We start from the raw sequence: 17,604 nt of genomic DNA, 5'->3' as shown, positions 1-17,604 counted from the left end.
AGTAGTCAACGGGGACTGGCGGATCACTCCGCGTCGGCTGCTGGGCGGCCGGCTCGAGGTTCACCTCGATCGCGTCGCGGCCAGCCGGCTGGTGAGTGCCTCCGCTGCCGCCTCGATGTTGACCGCGGCGGCACCGAACGTGCGAATGCTCGCGCTGACCTCCGGAGTCACGTCGTCGGGCATTCCCACCGCCACGAGGACAGCGTCCGGCCGGAGTGCCAGCGCCTTGCGCAGCCAGTCTCGCTGCCAGGGGGTCCGGTAGGCGTCCCGTGCCACGAGGACGACCGGCCCGCTTGCCGGCAACACCTGGTCCGGGGTCGGCTCGTCGGCGTGCACCCGGACCGTGGACTCCGCGGCATCCAGTGCGGCCAGCCGGTCGGCCAGGCTCCACTGCGCCTCCCCGACCGCCGCGTTCCCGGCGGCTCGCAGCTCGACCACCACCGCGGGAGCGAGCAGGGCGACGTCCCCCTCGAGCCGGATCGCCCGCCGGGCCGCCTCCAGGCCGCTCCGCTGCGGGGCCGAGGATTCCCGCAGCGCTCGCACTCTGGCAGCCGCGGTTTCCAGCACCGCCGCGGTGAGCTCGCCGGAGCGAACGGCCTCGGTCACGGCGGAGCGGATCGCCGCGCACAGCTTCTCGCCGTCGCCCGGACCGAGCAGGAGCAGGTCCGAACCGGCTCGCAGCGCCCGTACCGCCACCGCGCCGATGTCCGGGTTCCCCTGGCCCGCTTCGATCGCGATCGCGCTGGAGAGCAGCACGCCTTCGTAGCCCAGTTCCTTGCGGACCAGGTCGTGCAGCAGACGGCGGCTCAGCGTCGCCGGATTGTCCGGGTCCAGTGCCGGGTAGAGCACGTGTGCCGTCATCATCGCGCGCACCTTCGCCCGGATCGCCGCTACGAATGGCGGCAGCTCTCGCTGCCGGAAGGTTTCCTCCGAACAGTCGACGACGGGCAGGGAGCGATGCGAATCGGTCACCGTGTCGCCGTGCCCGGGGAAATGCTTGGCGACCGCCGCCACCCCCTCGTCCTGCATGGCCCGGATGAAGGACGCGCCGTGCACCCCGACCCGTTCGGGATCGGCGCCGAAGGAGCGCACGCCGATGATCGGGTTGTCCGGGCTGCTGTTGACGTCGATCGACGGCGCCAGGTTGAAGTTGACGCCGCACGCCTTCAAGTCGGCCGCGATCTCCGCCGCCACCCGTCCGGTCAGCGCTGGATCGTCGATTTCGCCCAACGCGAGGTTTCCGGGACTGGCGCTGCCTGTCTCGTAGTCGAGCCGGGTGACGTCGCCGCCCTCCTCGTCCACCGCGATCAACGCGTCCGGCGCGATCGCTCGTACGGCGCGGGCGTGCCGGACGAGCGACTGCCGGCCGCCCTCCAGGTTGGCCGGGAACAGGGCGACCCCGGCGATGCCGTCGGCAAGGCCCTCGCGCACCCAGGCAGGCGGTGCGCTGCCTTCGTAGCCCGGCAGCAGGCACGCGTTGACGATCTGGTCGAGCTCACTCATCGGCCGAAGCCCCTTCGTTCGCGCCCGGGTAGAGGTTTTCGAGCACGGCCGCGACGCCGTCCTCGCGGTTGCTCCCGATCACGTGATCCACCATCGCGAGGACGTCCGGATGTGCGTTGGCCACTCCGTAGGCCGTGCCGGACCAGGACAGCATGGGGAGATCGTTGGGCATGTCGCCGAACGCGATCACCTGGTCGGATCCGATGCCGCACCGCTGTGCCAGCCGGGCGAGCGCGGCCGCCTTGTTCACCCCGAGGGCGACCGCTTCGACCAGCCGGGAGCCGTTGGAATGCGAGGCGGTCACCAGCCCGGCCAGGGCTGGCGCGGCGAGCGCGAGCAGTTCGTCCGCCGACAATTCCGGGTGCCGACCGAGCAGTTTCGGCGCCGGGCGGCTCAGCAGGACCTCGTCGTCGGCTCGCACCACGGTCGCGCCCCGGTCCCATTCCCACGGTTCGTAAAGATCGTCCGCTACCAGGTCCACGGCGTGCTCCACGGCGATGCCGATCCCCGGGATCTCCTTGCGCAGCCTGCGAACCGCCTCGGTCAGGTCCTCCGGGGAGATGCCGTGCTCCTCGATGACCTTCCGCTCGTGCATGTCGTAGAGGAACGCGCCGTTCGAGCAGATCGCGACGCCCCGGTCGCCGAACCTCGCGGCGATCTCGTCCACCAGGCGCGGCGGACGTCCAGTCGCGACGACGAACTCGGCACCGGCCTCCTCGACTCTGGCGAACGCGGCTACCGTGCGTTCGGAGATGGTCCCGTCCGGGCGCACGACCGTCCCGTCGAGATCTGTTGCCACCAACGCTGGCCGGGCCATGGATCAGTCCTCCACACTAGGGTTTTCGTCGAACAGCCTGGTCCACTCGGCCCGGCTGGAAAGCTGCGGCAGCGCGGCGCGGTAGCGGTCCCGGACCTCGGAGGCCGAACCCGCGAACCGGGCGAGCACGCGGGCCCCGCGCCGGGCCAGCCGCAGCAGGTGCGCGCGGTGGTAAGTGCGCACCCGGACCCCGCGCTGCGACGCGTCGGTCACGACGGCCGTACGCAGCGCACCGACCCGCCACCAGGACGCCTCGCCGACCGGCACCGCGCCGGCTGCGAGCCGGTGCATCCCGAGCAACGGGCCGAGAGCCAGCCGGTCGGCGAAGCTCGGCTCGCTGATCACGATGTCGTTCGAGCGGATCCCCGGGACGGCGGTCGCGGGAAGAGTCACCGTCTCCGGATAGCCTGCTCGCAACTCGGTGATCCGGCGCAGCGCCGAGACGCCGCCGTCCTGCAGGATCTCGGGCCCGGCAAGGAAGTCCTCCACCGCCTGGATCAGCGTCGCCGCGGCGCCGTACTGCATTCCGAGCAGGTCGGCGACGAGTTCGGCGAGCAGGATCCCGGTGATCCGCAGCACCGGGAAACGACCGTGCAACGCGGCGATGATCGTGTAGTTGCGGACGATGAAATACCGGTTGACCTCATCGTGGTCCTTCCACCGGAAATCGGTGTGCCACACGCCCGCGCCGGGCAGAGTGACGGTGGGGAAGCCGTGCGCCCGCGCCCGGTAGGAGTATTCCGCGTCGTCGCCTTGGAAGAACACGGCCAGCGGGTAGCCGGTCTCGGTGACCACCTCGTGCGGAATCAGGCAAGCCCACCAGCCGGTGTAGCCCGCGTCGACCCGGAGTTCCTGTCGGTACGGCCTGCCTGTCGCGGGGTCGGTCGCGAGCAGGTCGACCGCGTGCAGGCTGTGCCGGGCCGGCCTTCCCGGCCGGATGCGGTCGAGATCGGTGTGCTCGGCGGCGGCATGCAACGAGGTGGGGTGCAACAGGTTCAGCATCTGGCCGCCGAGGATCAGCGGCTCCGCGGCGGAGGCGGAAAAGGCGGTCATCCGTACCAGCAGGTCGGGTTCGAGGAGAATGTCGTCGTCCATGAACATCAGGTCGGCCGGTTCGCCGCTCCGGTCGCCGGTGCTCTCGTACATCCCCCGGGTGAAGCCGCCCGCGCCGCCGAGGTTCGGCTGCGTGAGGTACCGCAGCCGGCCTCGCAACGCCTTGGCGACCGCCGGAAATCCTTCGTGCGCGCGTACGGTTTCGGTTCCCTGATCGACGACGTGCACTGCCCGCACCAGGGTGAGTGCCGCTTCGTCTCCGGCGAGCGAGGCGAGGGTGGCGACGCAGTCGGCCGGCCGGTTCATCGTGCAGATGGTCAGGTCGACCGGCCGCCGCCGCTGCGGCGCCGCGACCGTCCACCGCACGTCTTCCACGACGAGCTGTTGTCCTGGCCCGGTTTCGCAGTCCAGCCACAGCGCGCCGCCGTCGAAGAAACGGTCGAGGGGCGCGGCGAGCGAGACGACGGCCGCGCGGAGACCGCTGACCGGTTGTGCCGCCGCTACTCGCGGCTCGCCCTCGAAGTCCGATGCCAGCAGCGAAATCAGTCCGTCGCCGCTGACGGTCATCTCGACCCGCACCGCGGTCGCCGCGGTCCAACGCTGCCAGTAGCTCGCCGGGAACCGGCCGAAGTAGGTGTTCCCGGTGACCTTCGAAGCGGGTTCCACGGCCAGCGCTGTTCGGTCGCGGCGGGCCTCGCCGGAACTGATCTGGGCGTAAAGTTCCCGGCTGACCGCCGGGTCCGGACCGGCGAACAGGCCGCGCTGCGCGATCACCGGCGCACCTGCGAGGCGAGCGACTCGAGTTCAGCCGCCGTCGCGGACAACGGGAACCGGGCTGCGTTGCGCGATCCGGCGGCGCGCAGGTCCGCCAACGCCGCGTCGTCCTTCTGCAGCGACCGAACCGTGTCCGCGAGCGATCGCGCGTCCGAGCGGGCGGCCGAGTCGCCGAGCACCTCGGTCAGGCCCGGAACCGGCTGATACACCACCGGCAAGCCGCATGCCTGCGCCTCGACCGCGACGAGCCCGAACGCTTCCAGCGTTGTGGACGGAACGACCAAGAGGTCGTGCCGGGCGAACGCCTGCCACAGCTCCTCCCGGTCGAACCAGCCGAGGTACTCGACACCGGCGGTGTCCACAGTGGCCGACAACGCGGCGAACTCGTGCTCCGGAGCGGCGATGCACAGGGTCAGGTCCGGCAGGCCGGAAACGGCCGCGATCAGTTCGGCGGCCCCCTTCTCGGCCGTCAGTCGTCCGGCGTAGAGCACGCGGAAGGAGTCTCGGGCACTGGGCCCGCGAACCGGCGGGTCGCTGAGCAGCCGGTCCGGAATTCCCCAGGGCACCCGGACGATCCGGTCCGGGCCGACCGGCGCCATCTCGCGCACCAGGTCGGCCATCGCCGAGGTCGGCACGACGATCGAGTCGGCGAGCCGGGCGGACCGGAGCAGGACTTCCCGCTGTGTGGGGTGATCCGCCGCGAACAGCAGATCCGTCCCGTGCACCAGCGCGATCCGCGGATGCTCCGGGAACGCCTTGAGCAGCGCCGGAGTGGCACCGAATCCGAGGTGCTGCAGATGGATCGCGTCGAAGCTGTCCTCGTCGAAGGTGCTGCCGAGCGCGGTCGCCAGATTGTCTACATAGGACCAAAAGCTGGGACCGTCGAGCTGTTTGCCCGGGACGTCCAGCAGTTTCGGCCCGCCAGCTGCACCGCCGCGCGGACGATCCGGCGCCAGCATGAATACCGCGGCATCGATCGGTGCCTCCGGTCCCAGATAGAGGTCGTAGAGCAGTTCGACGCTGCCGCCCGGGCTGCCCAGCGGAAGGTCGATCCCGGTGAGCGTGCTCATCTCAGCTCCTCGTGCAGCCGCGAGGCACCGATCCCCGCGGTGTTCGTGTACTTGTCGCCGAGGCGCTGATAGCTGGCCAGAGATCCGTGCGTCGCCAGGAAGACGATCTTGCCGAAGGTCATCCCGGGGTAGATCCGGACCGCGCGCGCGGCCCGGATCTCCAGCGTCCACCTGATCGCGTGGCCGACGTGGCCGAGCGGCGCGGACACGTGCACCCAGACACCGAGTCCGCCGATCGTGTGATCGCCGTTGATGAGCTGGGCGTACCGCTCCGAATGCGTCCGCTCGTGGGTGATGCCGAGGTACAGCTGTCCCGGTCGGAGAACCATGCCGCTCTCCGGGATGACCTCCTCGGCGAACGGGGTGGCGCGGGCGGCGTCGAGTTCCGTGCCGCAGGTGCGGATCCGGTCGCCGAGGCGCCAGTCGTAGGCGTTCGGCGAAAGCCGTTCCGGCTCGAACGGATCGATGACGATGTCCCCGGCCGCCACCGCTGTCGCGATCGCGGCACCGGTCAGGATCACGACACCGCCGCCAATCTGTCGCGCCAGTACCGGGATTCCTGTGGCCCGATCGCGGACTGGTACTTCCCCCGGTACAAGTCGATCTCGCCGCACGAGACGAAAAACATGATCTGGCCGATCTTCATCCCCGGGTAGATCCGCAACGGCTGCACCGGGGAGAGCATCAGCGTCCACTGCCCGTGGAAGCCGATGTCGCCGATCGGTGCGGTGATTTCCACGAACAGGCCCAGCCTGCCTACCGAGGAGCGGCCGAACAGCAACGGGACGTAGACGTCCGAGCCGACCCGTTCCTCGGTGTGCCCGAGGTAGAGCCGGTCCGGCCGCAGCACGAAGCCGTCCTCGGGCAGCCGGATCTCCTCGGTCGGATTCTCCTGGTAGGCGTCCACGACCTCGTCGCGGTAGGACAGCAGCGTGTCGCCGAGGCGGACGTTGTAGCTGTTCGGGTTGACCTGGTCGGCGTGGAACGGGGAGATCTCGATCTGGCCGGCGCGCACCGACTCGGCGATCTCGGGCCCGGTCAGGATCATCGCGCGCCGTCCTTGGCCGGCCCGAAGTCGTACTCGACCTTGTCCTCGATGTCCAGTTCGCGCAGCAGCCGGCGCACGGTGCCGAAATCGTTCATCATCACTTCGCCGTCCTCCTGGCTGCGGGAATCCGCGATGATCTCGTCGACCTTCGCGATGCCCGCGACCCGGAGCACCTGAGGCCACAACTGGTAGTCCTCGGCCCCGAACGCGGTGATCGCCTCGGGCAGGTGCCGGACGAAGAAGTCCTGCTGCTTGCGGTCCAGCTTCGGGTAGATCTCCTTCATCAGCTCGGCCAGCACCGGGCCGTGGGCGGCCTCGTCGCGCGCGTGCAGGCGGGCGACGAGTGCGTGCATCGGCTGGATCGACTTGTCGCCGGCCAGCAGATCGAGGAAGGCATTGATGCTGATCTCGCCGACGGCCGTCCACATGAGATAGAGCAGATCCTGCTGCCATTGCTCGCTCATGGTGTCCGCCAGTGCGTACAGCCTGCGGTTGGTGACCGGCTGCGCGAACCCGTGCTCGGCTTCGACCTGCCGGGCCTCGCGGGTGCGCTGCATCGCCATCATGTGCATGTAGGTGTGCCAGACCTCGTCGATGTGCGACTGCTGCACCGCCTCTTTGACCTCGAACCGGTCCACGCCGGGGAAGACGCCGTGGCCGAGCTTTTCGAAGGTCGGGTTCGCCACGTACTCTTCGGCGGCGATCACCCTTTCGTTGTAGGCGATCCACGCCAGTGTGTTCACGCGCAGCCGTTGCTCCTCGGAGGCGGCGACGAACCGGGGATGCTCGGCGAACGGCATCAGGTGCAGGGGGTAGTCGAGCAGGCCGGGGTCGTAGTCGCCGGGGTTGAGCACCCCGCCCATGTCCGTGCGGATGGTCGCGCGCTTGGGCCACGCCGCCGCCAGCCGGCGCAGCAGGCTCGGTCCCACATGGGTTTCCTGGGTTTCGATCGGATGGATCATGGCCGCACTACCTCGCTTCTGTCGGGAAACTCGGAGCAGACAGGTCTTGGACGCGGACGAACTCCAGTCCGCGTGACAGCAGTCCTTCGATCACCGCGGGCAGCGCGGCGACGGTCTGCGAACGGTCGCCGCCGCCGTCGTGCATGAGCACGACCGACCCGGGCCGGGTCTGGTGCGCAACGGTCTTCGTGACGACTTCCGGGCCTCGCATGGCCCAGTCCTCGGTGTCCACGTCCCACAACGCGACCTTGGTCCCCCGTCCGGCGAGGGATTGGACGATCGCGGGCGTCCGGGAGCCGTACGGCGGCCGGAAATATCCGGGCTCGGCACCGGTGGCGGAGCCGATCGCCTCGGCGGTGCGATCGATCTGGTCGGCCAACTGGGTTTCGGACAGGTCCGGCAGGAACGGGTGCGACCAGGTGTGGTTGCCCACCTCGTGGCCCTGTTCGATCATGCGCTGCAGGTCTTCGCCGGACGCGCTCGCGTTCAGGCCGACGCAGAAGAACGTCGCGCGGACGCCGTACCGCTCCAGCAGGTCGAGAATCTTGCCGGTATACGGCGGATTCGGGCCGTCGTCGAAGGTCAGGGCGATCTCCGGCCGGGCCCGGTCGCCGTGCACCACACAGTTTCCGGCGGCCGTCATCCGGGCGGTCGCCTCCTCGCTGGCGGCGATCCCGGCGGCCACCTCGTCGAGCCTTCCGGTGAGCGAACCGGTCTCGATAGCGAGCGGGACCACCGCGGCCGGAGCACGCCACGCGGTCAGCGCGAGTTCCGCCGCGGACACCGAACCGAAGCCCGGGGGAGCGGGCAGTACCTGCGGATCGGCCCGGTGCACCCGCAGCCCGGCCGCCATCAGCCCGCCGTCGAGCATTCCGTTGGTGCTGTCGACGACCACCGTCACCGCGCTTCCGATCCCCTTCAGATAGGAAGCGATTTCTTTCGGCCGATTCGCGGTGAAGCGCACCGCCGGCCGGTCGATCCGGCCGTCCGGCCCGGCCACTTGCACCTCGAAACCCGTGGCGGTCCAGCTGATTCCGGCGTACAGCATCGAGTAACCCCCTAGGTGAAGCACCCGTCGTCCGGTGGTGCACGGGTGCGGACTTGTCGTTGCTCGGCCGGCTTGCCAGGTCAGGCGGCGGAGACGGGCGCCGCCCGGGCCGGGCCGGTCGCCCGCCGGATCGCGATCGGCCCGGCGACGGCGATCGCCAGCGCGAGAAGGCCGGGGACCGCCATCGCGACGCCCAGCGACGTGGCTCCGGCGAGCGGACCGATCACCGCTGGCCCGCCCAGTTGCCCGGCGTAGGCCATCGTGGTCACCCCGGAAAGGGCGCGGCCGACGTTCGCTCCCGCGGTGCCGACCACGCTGAAAACGCCAGGCACGATCGTCGCGAGCCCGGCCGCCGCGACGGACCAGCCGACCAGGCCGGCCGCCATCCGGCCGGCTGGCAGCAACGGCGCGGCGAGCACGATCGCGTAGCCCGCCGCCGCGATCGAGCCGGTCAGCCGTATCCAGGCGGCCGGCTCCGTTTTCGACCGCAGCCGGTCGGCGGTGAGCCGGGTGACGGTCACCGCGGCGGCGAAGACCGGATAGGCGAACGAGGCCGTGGCCGGGTCGGCGCCGAGCGCTTCCGCGGCGTGCAGCGATGCCCAACTGTAGCCCGCGCCTTCGCTGACGAAACCCGCCATCGCCACCATTCCGAGCAGCAGCACCGCCATCGTCGGCAAGCCGCTCTGCGCGGCAGCCGGGACATCCGCCTTCCTGGGCCGAGGTCGGTCGGCGAGCAGTCGCTTGCCGGGCAGGAGAAACAACCCGGCCGCGACCACGGCGACGCCTGCGGTCAAGGCTGTGCCGTCTGCGCCGAGGGACAGTCCGGCACTGATCGTCAACCCGCCAGCGACGCCGCCGAGGCTCCATACCCCGTGGAACGACGACATGATCGGGCGGCCGTAACGATTTTCGATCTCGGCGGCCTGCGTGTTCATGACGACGTCCAGCGATCCCAGCGCCGCTCCGAGCACGAACGCGGCCGCCAGCAGAACCGGGAAGCTCGGGGCGAGCGCGGGGCCCAGCAGGGCGAGTGCCGCGAGAGGAGCGATCGCCCGCAAGGCATTCCGGCTCGACCACGCGTCGGACAGCCGCCCGGCCAACGGCATGCAGGTCATCGAGCCGAGTGCGGTGAGCAGCAGAACCAGGCCGAGCCTGCCTTCGCCGAGACCGAGCCGTGCGTTGAGCGTGGGCAGCGACGCGCTCCACACCGCGCAGAGGAGTCCGCAAATCCAGAAGATCCCCAGCACCGCGAACCGGGCGCGCACGTCGGCGGACTTGGAACGCAGCACAGCTAGGCCCCCTTCCCCAGTGACTGAAACGGCAGCAGGGAGCAGCGGCCGAACGCCCCCGCAGCACGGCCTGCTGTGAATTGCCCCCAGCGCCACGAAAAACGCGTCGATGCGTCGCGGCACGAGCCGGCCGAGGCCGGCAACCAGCTCGAAAATTAGTTAGGAAACTTTCCTATTTCTCTATCGTGGAGTCTGGGCGAGGCGCTGTCAAGGCTTCGCACCGGCCTGCGGGACGGCGCCGAGTTCACGCCAGCAGTTCGCGAACCGCGGCCAGGGTCGCGCCGTTTTTCACGGTGGCACTCCAAGGCCGGGCAAGGTGATCGCCGTCCGACCTCGGGACGAGGTGCACGTGCAGGTGGAAGACGTCCTGCCAGCCAGCCGGCCGGTTCGCCTGGAACAACGTCAGCCCGTCCGGGTGCAGTGCGGTACGGATCCGTGCCGCCATCTGGTGCACGGTCCGCATGACGGCGGCGGCCGCGTCGGCGGAGATGTCCCAGATGTCGGTGGCGTGTGCCCGGGGGATCACCAGCGTGTGGCCAGGAGTGACGGCAGTGTGGTCGAGGAAGGCCACGGTGTGCTCATCGCGGAACAGAACCCGTTCCGCCGAGGTGTCTCCGTCGGCGATGGCACAGAACACGCAGGGGCTGCCGGCTTGCGTCATGGGTCCGACTGTAGGGCGACGAGCGGCCGGACTCCAGGAAAGTCCACTGTGGACTGACTGGGGGCGTTGGCGTCACCCGAATCGACGTGTCGGCGAGGCCTTCGCGGGCAGTAGGCTGCTCCGTGGCGCCAAGCAGCGTTCTGGGGGTTGACTTCGAGCATGGTCGAGGTCGCAGACTGGGTGCATGACTGGGGAATGGACCTCCGAATCGGTAGACGTCGACGCCTACCTCGCCCGGATCGGGCAGCGCAGGGAGCCGCCCTCCGCGGCCGCCCTTGCCCGGCTCGCGCAGGCGCACGTCGAGACGATCCCGTTCGAGAACATCGACGTCGTCCTCGGCCGGCACCGGGGGATCAGCCTGGACGTCGTCGCCGAGAAGCTCGTCGGGCGCCAGCGTGGCGGCTACTGCTACGAGCAGGCGGGGCTCTTCGCCGCGGTCGCCGAGCAGCTCGGCTACGAGGTCCAGCGGACCGCCGCCCGGGTGCAGCCGCGCAAGAGCGGGCCGTACACGCACATGACGCTGGCGATCACCGTCGACCGGCAGCAGTACCTGGTGGACGTCGGATTCGGGGCCGGCATTCTCGTACCGATGCCGTTGCGTGCCGGCGAAGTGGTCGACCAGGCCGGCTGGCCGCACCGGATGACGCTGCGCGGCGGCTGGTGGGTGCTGCAGAAGCAGACCGCGGACGGCTGGGACGACCTGCACGAGTTCCTGCCGGACGTGCACAGCCGGCCGATCGACTACCAGGTCTTCCACCACTACACCTCCACTCACCCGAAATCGCCGTTCACCGGCCGGATCGTGGTGATGCGGCTGGAGCCGGGGCGGTTCCGGCGGCTGCTCGGGCGCGAGTACCAGGCGAGCTACCCGGACGGGACGGTCGAGAACCGCACCATCGAGCCGTCCGAGCTGGGCAAGACGCTGGCCGACCTCGGCGTCGTCCTCGCCGACGACGAACTCGCGGCGCTGCTCGAGACCTACTGAAACAGCTCGGCGGCGGCCAGCGGCCGCCCGAGGTGGTAGCCCTGTGCCTGGTCGCAGCCGAGTTTCCGCAGCAGAGCAAGCTCTTCCGCGGTCTCCACACCCTCCGCGACCACGGTCAGGTCCACCGCGTGCGCCATCGCGATGATGCTCGTGACGATCGCCTCCGCGTCACGGGATTCGGCGATGCCGGTGACGAACGAGCGGTCGATCTTCAACGTGTCCAGGGTCAGCCGGCGCAGCTGGGCGAGCGACGAGTAACCGGTGCCGAAGTCGTCGATCGCCAGCAGCACGCCGAGGGAACGCAAGGCGGCCAGCACTTCCGCGGCCGCGGAGGTGTCGCGCATGAGCGCGCTCTCGGTGACTTCCAGGGTTAACGCACCCGGCGGCAGCCCGGTAGTGGCCAGCGCGTCGCGCACCGCGGGCACCAGGTGCGGATCGTCCAGCTGCCGCACCGAAAGGTTGACCTTCAGGCCCAGGTCGACCCCCCGCGCGTCGCGCACCGCGGCGAGTTCGCGGGTGGTGTCGCGCAGGACGAACTTGCCCAGCACATTGATCAGCTCGCTTTCCTCGGCGAGCGGGATGAACTCGGCAGGCGAGATCGCGCCGTGCTTCGGGTGCGTCCAGCGCAGCAGCGCCTCGACGCCGACCATCTCGCCGGTGCGCAGGTCCACCACCGGCTGGTAAGCCGGCCACAGCTGTCCGCTGTGGACGGCGTCGCGGAGGTCCTGTTCCATTCGCAGCCGCCGCTGCATCCGCTCCCGCAGCGCGACGTCGAAGAACTCGAACCTCCCGCGGCCGCGGGACTTCGCTTGGTACATAGCGACATCCGCGTCGCGCAGGAGGTCTTCGGCGCTGCGCCGATCGCCCGGTTCGACCAGCACGATGCCCATGCTCGCGTCCAGGTGCAGCTGCCTGCCGTGCACGGAAACCGGTTCCGAAAGCACCGAGCGCAGATGCGCGGCGAACGCCCGGACCCGGGCGGCACCGGTCGTCGCGGACGTGACCACGACGAATTCGTCGCCGCCGAGCCGTCCGACGACGTCGTCCGGCGCGGTGGCCCGGCGGAGCCGCTCGCCGGCGACCCGCAGCACCTGGTCGCCGACCGGGTGGCCGAGGGAATCGTTGATCAGTTTGAACTTGTCCAGGTCGAGGAACAGCACCGCGGTCGCCTCGGTGGCGCTCCGCCGGTCGAGCCGGTCCAGCACCAGGGTGCGGTTGGCGAGCCGGGTCAGCGGGTCGTGCGTCGCCTCGTGCGCGAGCCGGGCGCTGATCGCGCGCCGCTCGGTGATGTCGGTGAACGAGGTGACCACCGACACGCCGTTCGGATCGTCCGGGTCGAGCAGCCGCGAGGTCAGCGACACCCACACGTCGCGGCCGTCCGGGCGGCGCAACCGCACCACGAGACCGTTGAACGCGACCCCGGTGCGGCGGGTCCGCACCGACGGCAGCTCGTCGTCCGGAATCCGGGTGCCGTCCTCGTCGAACAGCACCAGCGTGGTGCACGGCACCCCGAGCAGCTGCGCCTCGGGCACGCCCAGAATCCGGGAGGCGGCCGGGTTCGCGGACTGGATCAGCCCGGTCGGACCCATCACCAGCACGCCTTCGTCCAGTGCGGCGACCACGGTGGCGTAGTGCTGTTCGACCCGGCGGCGCGCGGTTTCGTCGGTGCAGACCAGCAGGTAGCCGTCGGAGGTCTTGGCCGCCGACACGCGTACCGACCGCGGCGAACCGTCCCGGCCGCGGTGAGTCTGGTCGGCGACGCCGCCGGCGTCGCGCACCGAAGCCGGGTACGGGTCGATGCCGAGCACCTCGTGCACCCGCCTGCCGAGAGCTTCCGGCGCGGGCCAGCCGTACACCGTCTCCGCGGCCGGGTTCCAGCCGGTCACGATGCCTTCGCCGGTGACCGAGACGATCGCGTCGCTGACGTGGTCGACCAGCGCTTCCTGTGCGCGGACGGCGGCCGCGGCGGCGTGCTTGACGGTGCTGTCGCGGATCACCACCTGGAACGACGGCGTGCTCCCGTCGCTCGTGCGCACGGATACGGTTTCCGCCACGAATTCGCTCCCGTCCAACCTTCTCAGCACGACTTCGACCGGATCCGTGCCGGGACTGTCGACCAGCTGCGCGGCGGACTCGGCGGCGACGAACTCGGCGAACGGCCTGCTGACCACCTCGCGTGCGTTCCGCGCGGCGAACAGATCCAGCGCCGCGCGGTTGGCGTAGGTGACGACACCGCCGGAATGCACGCAGATCGCGTCCGGGCTCCGCTCCACCAGCACCTGGTAGCGGTCGGCCAGCTCGGCCAGCTCGGAGCGTTCGCTCTCGGCCACCGCCGACGCGACGCCGATCAGGCCGGTCGTGCGGTCTCGATCGCCGACCGTCCGGGCCCGCAGCCGGATTCGCCCACGGGAGCCGTCGCCGGTCTCGTGCGGCTGTTCGAGCTCGAAATCGCGGCCGGGCGGGGTGCGCCGGAGGTTCGCGGTGAGCGGCCGGAGCAGCTCGGTGAGCCGGTCGCACAGCTCCTTGCCGGTCGCGCCGGGCAGGCCGAGGACCGCGTCGAGGCCGGGCAGCCAGGTGAGGGTGGCCGGCTCGCCGTCGCGAAGGGAGAACACGACGTCCGTGCCGTCAGCTGACCGCAGGCCCGCGAGCTGGGCGAGCCAGGTGTTTCCACCCGGTTCGCCCGCCAGGGCATCAGCCTTCATGGCGTTCCCGATCCCCCTCGTCGGCGTGTGGCCCGTCGATTACACCACCGAGTGAAGCCTGTGTATATCCACACGGAGCGCCGCTTCCGTCACTCGTCCGGACCAGGCGGCGCGGCTACCTGGCGAGCCGGGCCACGCTGCGCAGTTGCGGACCCCACAGGAGGAGCCCGAAGTGCGCCGCGGTGGCGTGCCCGAGCACGGTCACCACGGACGCGAGAGTGGCCGGATCGTCGGTGACGTAGACGCCGACGATGAACAGCTCCAGCGCGACGATTCCGAGGGCGCGGGCGCGGCCGCTCAGCAGCCCGACCAGCGCCCCGGCAGTGGTCAGGAAGCCATAGCTGACGCCGATGTCGAGCCATCGGCCCGCGGAATTGGGCAGGACACCGGAGTTGATCAGCGCCATCACCGGCAGTTCGGTGACGATCGTGGCGAGCACGTGGCCGCTGAAGAAGACGAGCGCGGTCCGGAACCCGCCGAACCGCCGTTCGAACGGGGCGACGGCGATCGCGAAGATCACCGCGTACGGCAGCCAGCCGCCGTCCGCGATCCAGAACGCACTGGTCAGGAGCGCGGTGAGGGGGTGGCGCAGCATGTTGTGCGCGTCCGTGCTGGAGATCGCGAGCAGCCGGTCGGTGATCGCCGGGCTGGCGAACCGGACGATCAGCGACGTGCCGAGCAGGAAGACCAGATAGCCGAAGGTGAACGGAGTCGTCCGAGGAGAGGGGAGCAGTGCCAGCCAGGCGCGCTTCGGCCGCCAGGCCGCCGGGAGCGCGGCGAGGAAGCGGAGCGGCGGGGCCTCGATCGGGTCGAGAAGACCGGTCGCCGAGTTCCCGGCCGGTGGGACGACGGCATCGCGCGCTGGGGTAGGGGCCGGATCCGGCGCGCTGGTCACCATGCGTCCAGAGTGGCTGGGCATGCTGGGATTTTGGCCAACCCCAGCTGTGAATGCGCTGTGACTCACACCCGCTAGAGTGAGCACAGAGGGTAGAAAGAGTTCTTCGTTTCTCACCCGTTCGGTGGTCCGGTCGGTAGGAAGTGGCCACTCCTGGTGAAAGGTCTCTCTGGTGAACGACGAGGTTTCGGTCGCCGAGCTGCTGGTCCGCGAAGGCTATGAGCGCAGGATGCCGCCCGCTTCGCGCTCCCGCTGGCGGCTGGTCGCCGTGATGCTCGCGGTGGTCGTCGGATGCGGGGCCGCCGCGATGCTCGTCTCATACGGGACCACGGCGTACGACGGATCCGCGCGGGTCACCGAGATGCGCGTGATCCAGATGCCGGATCGCACCGAGGGCGGGGGCGGCGTGGACGAAAGCAACCCGCCGACCACGCCGGTCGAAGGCACCGAGGACATCACCACGGTGCCGCCACCCAGCAAGGTGCGCCTCAACCCGTTCGACGACTCCAGCACGCCGGACCGGCCTTCGGGTTCCGCGCCCGCGCACTCGACGTCGGCACAGCCGCCGGCCAGCACGCACCCGACCAGCGGGACGCCGGATACCCCGTCCAGCTCGTCCGGCCCGACCGACTCGACCGCGCCGTCGACCACCGGCACCAGCCGCCCGCCCTGTGTGCTGCAGATTATTTGCCTCTGACCCCCGCCGAACCGGCGCGGAAACCCTGAGCGCTCGCTGAGTAGCGCTGACGCGCGACCGTCTTACCCGGCATGATCAGCGGCGTGTCAAATACCCAGCTGCGCGCCTGGCTGCTCGAAGGCGACCACAAGCGCGCCCAGCAGATGACCGGCGGCAAGCGCGAGACCAAGCACGCCGAACAGCCGTGGTGGAAGGTCATGTGCCTGACCGGCGTCGACTACTTCTCCACGCTGGGCTATCAGCCGGGCATCGCCGCGCTCGCGGCCGGCGTGCTGTCGCCGCTGGCCACCGTGGTGCTGGTGATCCTGACGCTGGCCGGTGCACTGCCGATCTACCGCCGGGTCGCGAAGGAGAGCCCGCACGGCCAGGGTTCGATCGCGATGCTGGAGAAGCTGCTGTCCCGCTGGGGCGGCAAGCTGCTGGTGCTCGCGCTGCTCGGCTTCGCGGCGACCGACTTCGTCATCACCGTCACACTGTCCGCTGCCGACGCGACCGCGCACGTCATCGAGAACCCGTTCGTGCCCTCGGCACTGCACGGTGGGCAGGTGTGGATCACGCTGCTGCTCATCGCGTTGCTCGGCGCGGTTTTCCTGAAGGGATTCTCCGAGGCGATCGGCATCGCGGTGGTCCTGGTCGGGCTCTACCTCGCGCTGAACGTGGTGGTCGTGGTCACCGCGCTGGTGCACGTGTTCAGCGCCCCGCAGCTGATTGTCGACTGGCAGAACCTGCTGGTCGCGCAGCATCCGAACGTCTGGCTGATGGTCGCCGTCGCGCTGGTCGTGTTCCCGAAGCTCGCGCTCGGCCTGTCCGGTTTCGAGACCGGCGTTTCGGTGATGCCGCTGGTGCGCGGTGCGGACGGGGACACCCACGTGGATCCGGCCGGCCGGATCCGCAACACCCGGCGGCTGCTGCTCACCGCGGCGCTGATCATGAGCGCCTTCCTGATCACGTCCAGCTTCGCGACCGCGGTGCTGATTCCGCAGCGGGAATTCCAGGCCGGCGGCAAGGCGAATGGCCGTGCGCTGGCGTTCCTCGCGCACGACTACCTCGGCGACGGTTTCGGCACGGTCTACGACGCGAGCACGATCGCGATCCTGTGGTTCGCCGGTGCCTCGGCGATGGCCGGCCTGCTCAACATCGTGCCGCGCTATCTGCCGCGCTACGGCATGGCGCCGGATTGGGCTCGCGCGACGCGTCCGCTGGTGATCGTGGTTACCGTGATCGCCTTCGTGATCACGCTGATCTTCGACGCCGATGTCGAAGCGCAGGGCGGCGCGTACGCGACCGGCGTGCTGGTGCTGATCTCGTCAGCCGCGGTAGCGGTGACTCTGTCGGCGAGGCGGCTCAAGCAAAAGCGTGCGTACGCGGCGTACTTCGTGATCACACTGGTGTTTCTGTACACCACGGTGGCGAACGTCATCGAACGTCCGGAAGGCGTGAAGATCGCGGCGTTCTTCATCGCGGCGATCGTGGCGACTTCGCTGGTCTCGCGGGCGACGCGATCGCTGGAACTGCGCGTGGAACACGTCGAGTTCGACGCGGCGGCACAGCGGATCGTCGACAAGGCCGTGCGGTCCGGCGCGATCCGGATCATCGCGAACGAGCCGGACGCGCGGGACGAGGCGGAGTACCGCGAGAAGGAGCAGGAAGCGCGGGAGGACAACCACATCCCGAGCGACAGTGCGCCATTCTTCCTCGAAGTGACCATTTCGGACGCCTCCGACTTCGAGACGACGCTGAAGGTGCACGGGGAGAAACGGGCCGGCTACCGGATCCTGCGGATGAAGAGCCCGTCCATCGCCAACGCGATCGCGGCGGTGCTGCTGCACCTGCGCGACGAAACCGGGATGCAGCCGCACATCTACTTCGCCTGGACCGAAGGGAATCCGTTCAAGTTCCTCGTCCGGTACCTGTTCTTCGGCGACGGGGACGTGCCGCCGGTGACCCGGGAGGTGCTGCGCCGCGCGGAACCGGACCCGCACCTGCGGCCGCTGGTGCACGTCGGCTAGCGGGGCTTTCGTCGCGATTCGCGAGCGGGCCTCCCGCCAAGCGGGTGCTGACCCGCGGCGAAGACCGGGCACCGCTGCCGGTGGACCGGAC

15 protein-coding genes are annotated in these 17,604 nt (G+C 70.0%); 3 read left to right on the top strand and 12 right to left on the bottom strand.

Annotation, left to right across the window (positions count from 1 at the left end; translation table 11 throughout):
- Positions 1-60: 60 nt before the first annotated feature.
- The 10 genes from AMYBE_RS0129685 to AMYBE_RS0129640 form a co-directional block, all read right to left on the bottom strand.
- Positions 61-1,503 carry a glycoside hydrolase family 3 protein gene (locus tag AMYBE_RS0129685; RefSeq protein WP_020663037.1) on the bottom strand — a complete coding sequence of 481 codons (1,443 nt, stop codon included), beginning with the start codon at positions 1,501-1,503 and terminating at the stop codon, positions 61-63.
- A complete protein-coding gene (locus AMYBE_RS0129680; protein ID WP_020663036.1) occupies positions 1,496-2,320 on the bottom strand; it encodes an HAD family hydrolase in 825 nt (274 codons plus the stop codon). The genes AMYBE_RS0129685 and AMYBE_RS0129680 overlap by 8 nt, the downstream gene beginning before the upstream one ends.
- Positions 2,321-2,323: 3 nt before the next feature.
- A complete protein-coding gene (locus AMYBE_RS42510) occupies positions 2,324-4,147 on the bottom strand; it encodes a glycosyltransferase (RefSeq protein WP_020663035.1) in 1,824 nt (607 codons plus the stop codon).
- Positions 4,144-5,217, bottom strand: coding sequence for a glycosyltransferase family 4 protein (locus AMYBE_RS0129670; protein ID WP_020663034.1), 1,074 nt, complete (start codon positions 5,215-5,217; stop codon positions 4,144-4,146). The genes AMYBE_RS42510 and AMYBE_RS0129670 overlap by 4 nt, the downstream gene beginning before the upstream one ends.
- Positions 5,214-5,738, bottom strand: a complete 525-nt coding sequence (locus AMYBE_RS0129665) for a dCTP deaminase (RefSeq protein WP_020663033.1) — start codon at positions 5,736-5,738, stop codon at positions 5,214-5,216. The genes AMYBE_RS0129670 and AMYBE_RS0129665 overlap by 4 nt, the downstream gene beginning before the upstream one ends.
- Entirely contained in the window at positions 5,735-6,265 is a 531-nt protein-coding gene (dcd, locus tag AMYBE_RS0129660) for a dCTP deaminase (RefSeq protein ID WP_020663032.1), read from the bottom strand. Before dcd ends, AMYBE_RS0129665 begins: the two co-directional genes overlap by 4 nt.
- On the bottom strand, positions 6,262-7,227 hold the full coding sequence (locus AMYBE_RS0129655) for a diiron oxygenase (RefSeq protein WP_020663031.1): 966 nt from the start codon (positions 7,225-7,227) through the stop codon (positions 6,262-6,264). The genes dcd and AMYBE_RS0129655 overlap by 4 nt, the downstream gene beginning before the upstream one ends.
- Positions 7,228-7,234: 7 nt before the next feature.
- A complete protein-coding gene (locus AMYBE_RS0129650) occupies positions 7,235-8,275 on the bottom strand; it encodes a polysaccharide deacetylase family protein (protein WP_020663030.1) in 1,041 nt (346 codons plus the stop codon).
- A gap of 80 nt (positions 8,276-8,355) precedes the next feature.
- Positions 8,356-9,564 carry an MFS transporter gene (locus AMYBE_RS42505; RefSeq protein ID WP_020663029.1) on the bottom strand — a complete coding sequence of 403 codons (1,209 nt, stop codon included), beginning with the start codon at positions 9,562-9,564 and terminating at the stop codon, positions 8,356-8,358.
- 244 nt (positions 9,565-9,808) lie between these two features.
- Positions 9,809-10,225 carry an HIT family protein gene (locus AMYBE_RS0129640; protein WP_020663028.1) on the bottom strand — a complete coding sequence of 139 codons (417 nt, stop codon included), beginning with the start codon at positions 10,223-10,225 and terminating at the stop codon, positions 9,809-9,811.
- A gap of 184 nt (positions 10,226-10,409) precedes the next feature.
- Here AMYBE_RS0129640 and AMYBE_RS0129635 point away from each other — a divergent pair, with 184 nt between their 5' ends.
- The gene (locus tag AMYBE_RS0129635; protein WP_020663027.1) at positions 10,410-11,210 is read left to right on the top strand and encodes an arylamine N-acetyltransferase family protein; all 801 of its coding nucleotides are present in this window, start codon (positions 10,410-10,412) and stop codon (positions 11,208-11,210) included.
- On the opposite strand, the gene AMYBE_RS0129630 is transcribed toward AMYBE_RS0129635, so the two are convergent.
- Positions 11,204-13,912 (bottom strand): sensor domain-containing protein, encoded by a 2,709-nt coding sequence (locus AMYBE_RS0129630; protein ID WP_020663026.1) that lies wholly within the window; start codon positions 13,910-13,912, stop codon positions 11,204-11,206. The genes AMYBE_RS0129635 and AMYBE_RS0129630 overlap by 7 nt on opposite strands.
- 115 nt (positions 13,913-14,027) lie before the next feature.
- Positions 14,028-14,831, bottom strand: a complete 804-nt coding sequence (locus AMYBE_RS0129625) for a rhomboid-like protein (RefSeq protein ID WP_211226870.1) — start codon at positions 14,829-14,831, stop codon at positions 14,028-14,030.
- 148 nt (positions 14,832-14,979) lie between these two features.
- Here AMYBE_RS0129625 and AMYBE_RS0129620 point away from each other — a divergent pair, with 148 nt between their 5' ends.
- Positions 14,980-15,504 carry a hypothetical protein gene (locus tag AMYBE_RS0129620; protein WP_020663024.1) on the top strand — a complete coding sequence of 175 codons (525 nt, stop codon included), beginning with the start codon at positions 14,980-14,982 and terminating at the stop codon, positions 15,502-15,504.
- An 83-nt stretch (positions 15,505-15,587) separates the two neighbouring features.
- Complete coding sequence (locus tag AMYBE_RS0129615) at positions 15,588-17,513, top strand: APC family permease (protein ID WP_245573265.1); 1,926 nt, start codon at positions 15,588-15,590, stop codon at positions 17,511-17,513.
- Positions 17,514-17,604: the final 91 nt, after the last annotated feature.

The organism is Amycolatopsis benzoatilytica AK 16/65, assembly GCF_000383915.1.
In the GTDB taxonomy this organism is placed as follows: domain Bacteria; phylum Actinomycetota; class Actinomycetes; order Mycobacteriales; family Pseudonocardiaceae; genus Amycolatopsis; species Amycolatopsis benzoatilytica.
This window is presented reverse-complemented; position numbering and strand designations above follow the sequence as displayed.

What these genes read in the sequence shown, in the direction of transcription:
- AMYBE_RS0129640 (WP_020663028.1), bottom strand. Translation starts at nt 10,225, where the DNA reads ATGACGCAAGCCGGCAGCCCCTGCGTGTTCTGTGCCATCGCCGACGGA.
- AMYBE_RS0129630 (WP_020663026.1), bottom strand. Translation starts at nt 13,912, where the DNA reads ATGAAGGCTGATGCCCTGGCGGGCGAACCGGGTGGAAACACCTGGCTC.
- AMYBE_RS0129680 (WP_020663036.1), bottom strand. Translation starts at nt 2,320, where the DNA reads ATGGCCCGGCCAGCGTTGGTGGCAACAGATCTCGACGGGACGGTCGTG.
- AMYBE_RS0129650 (WP_020663030.1), bottom strand. Translation starts at nt 8,275, where the DNA reads ATGCTGTACGCCGGAATCAGCTGGACCGCCACGGGTTTCGAGGTGCAA.
- AMYBE_RS0129655 (WP_020663031.1), bottom strand. Translation starts at nt 7,227, where the DNA reads ATGATCCATCCGATCGAAACCCAGGAAACCCATGTGGGACCGAGCCTG.
- AMYBE_RS0129685 (WP_020663037.1), bottom strand. Translation starts at nt 1,503, where the DNA reads ATGAGTGAGCTCGACCAGATCGTCAACGCGTGCCTGCTGCCGGGCTAC.
- AMYBE_RS0129635 (WP_020663027.1), top strand. Translation starts at nt 10,410, where the DNA reads ATGACTGGGGAATGGACCTCCGAATCGGTAGACGTCGACGCCTACCTC.
- AMYBE_RS0129625 (WP_211226870.1), bottom strand. Translation starts at nt 14,831, where the DNA reads ATGCCCAGCCACTCTGGACGCATGGTGACCAGCGCGCCGGATCCGGCC.
- dcd (WP_020663032.1), bottom strand. Translation starts at nt 6,265, where the DNA reads ATGATCCTGACCGGGCCCGAGATCGCCGAGTCGGTGCGCGCCGGCCAG.
- AMYBE_RS0129670 (WP_020663034.1), bottom strand. Translation starts at nt 5,217, where the DNA reads ATGAGCACGCTCACCGGGATCGACCTTCCGCTGGGCAGCCCGGGCGGC.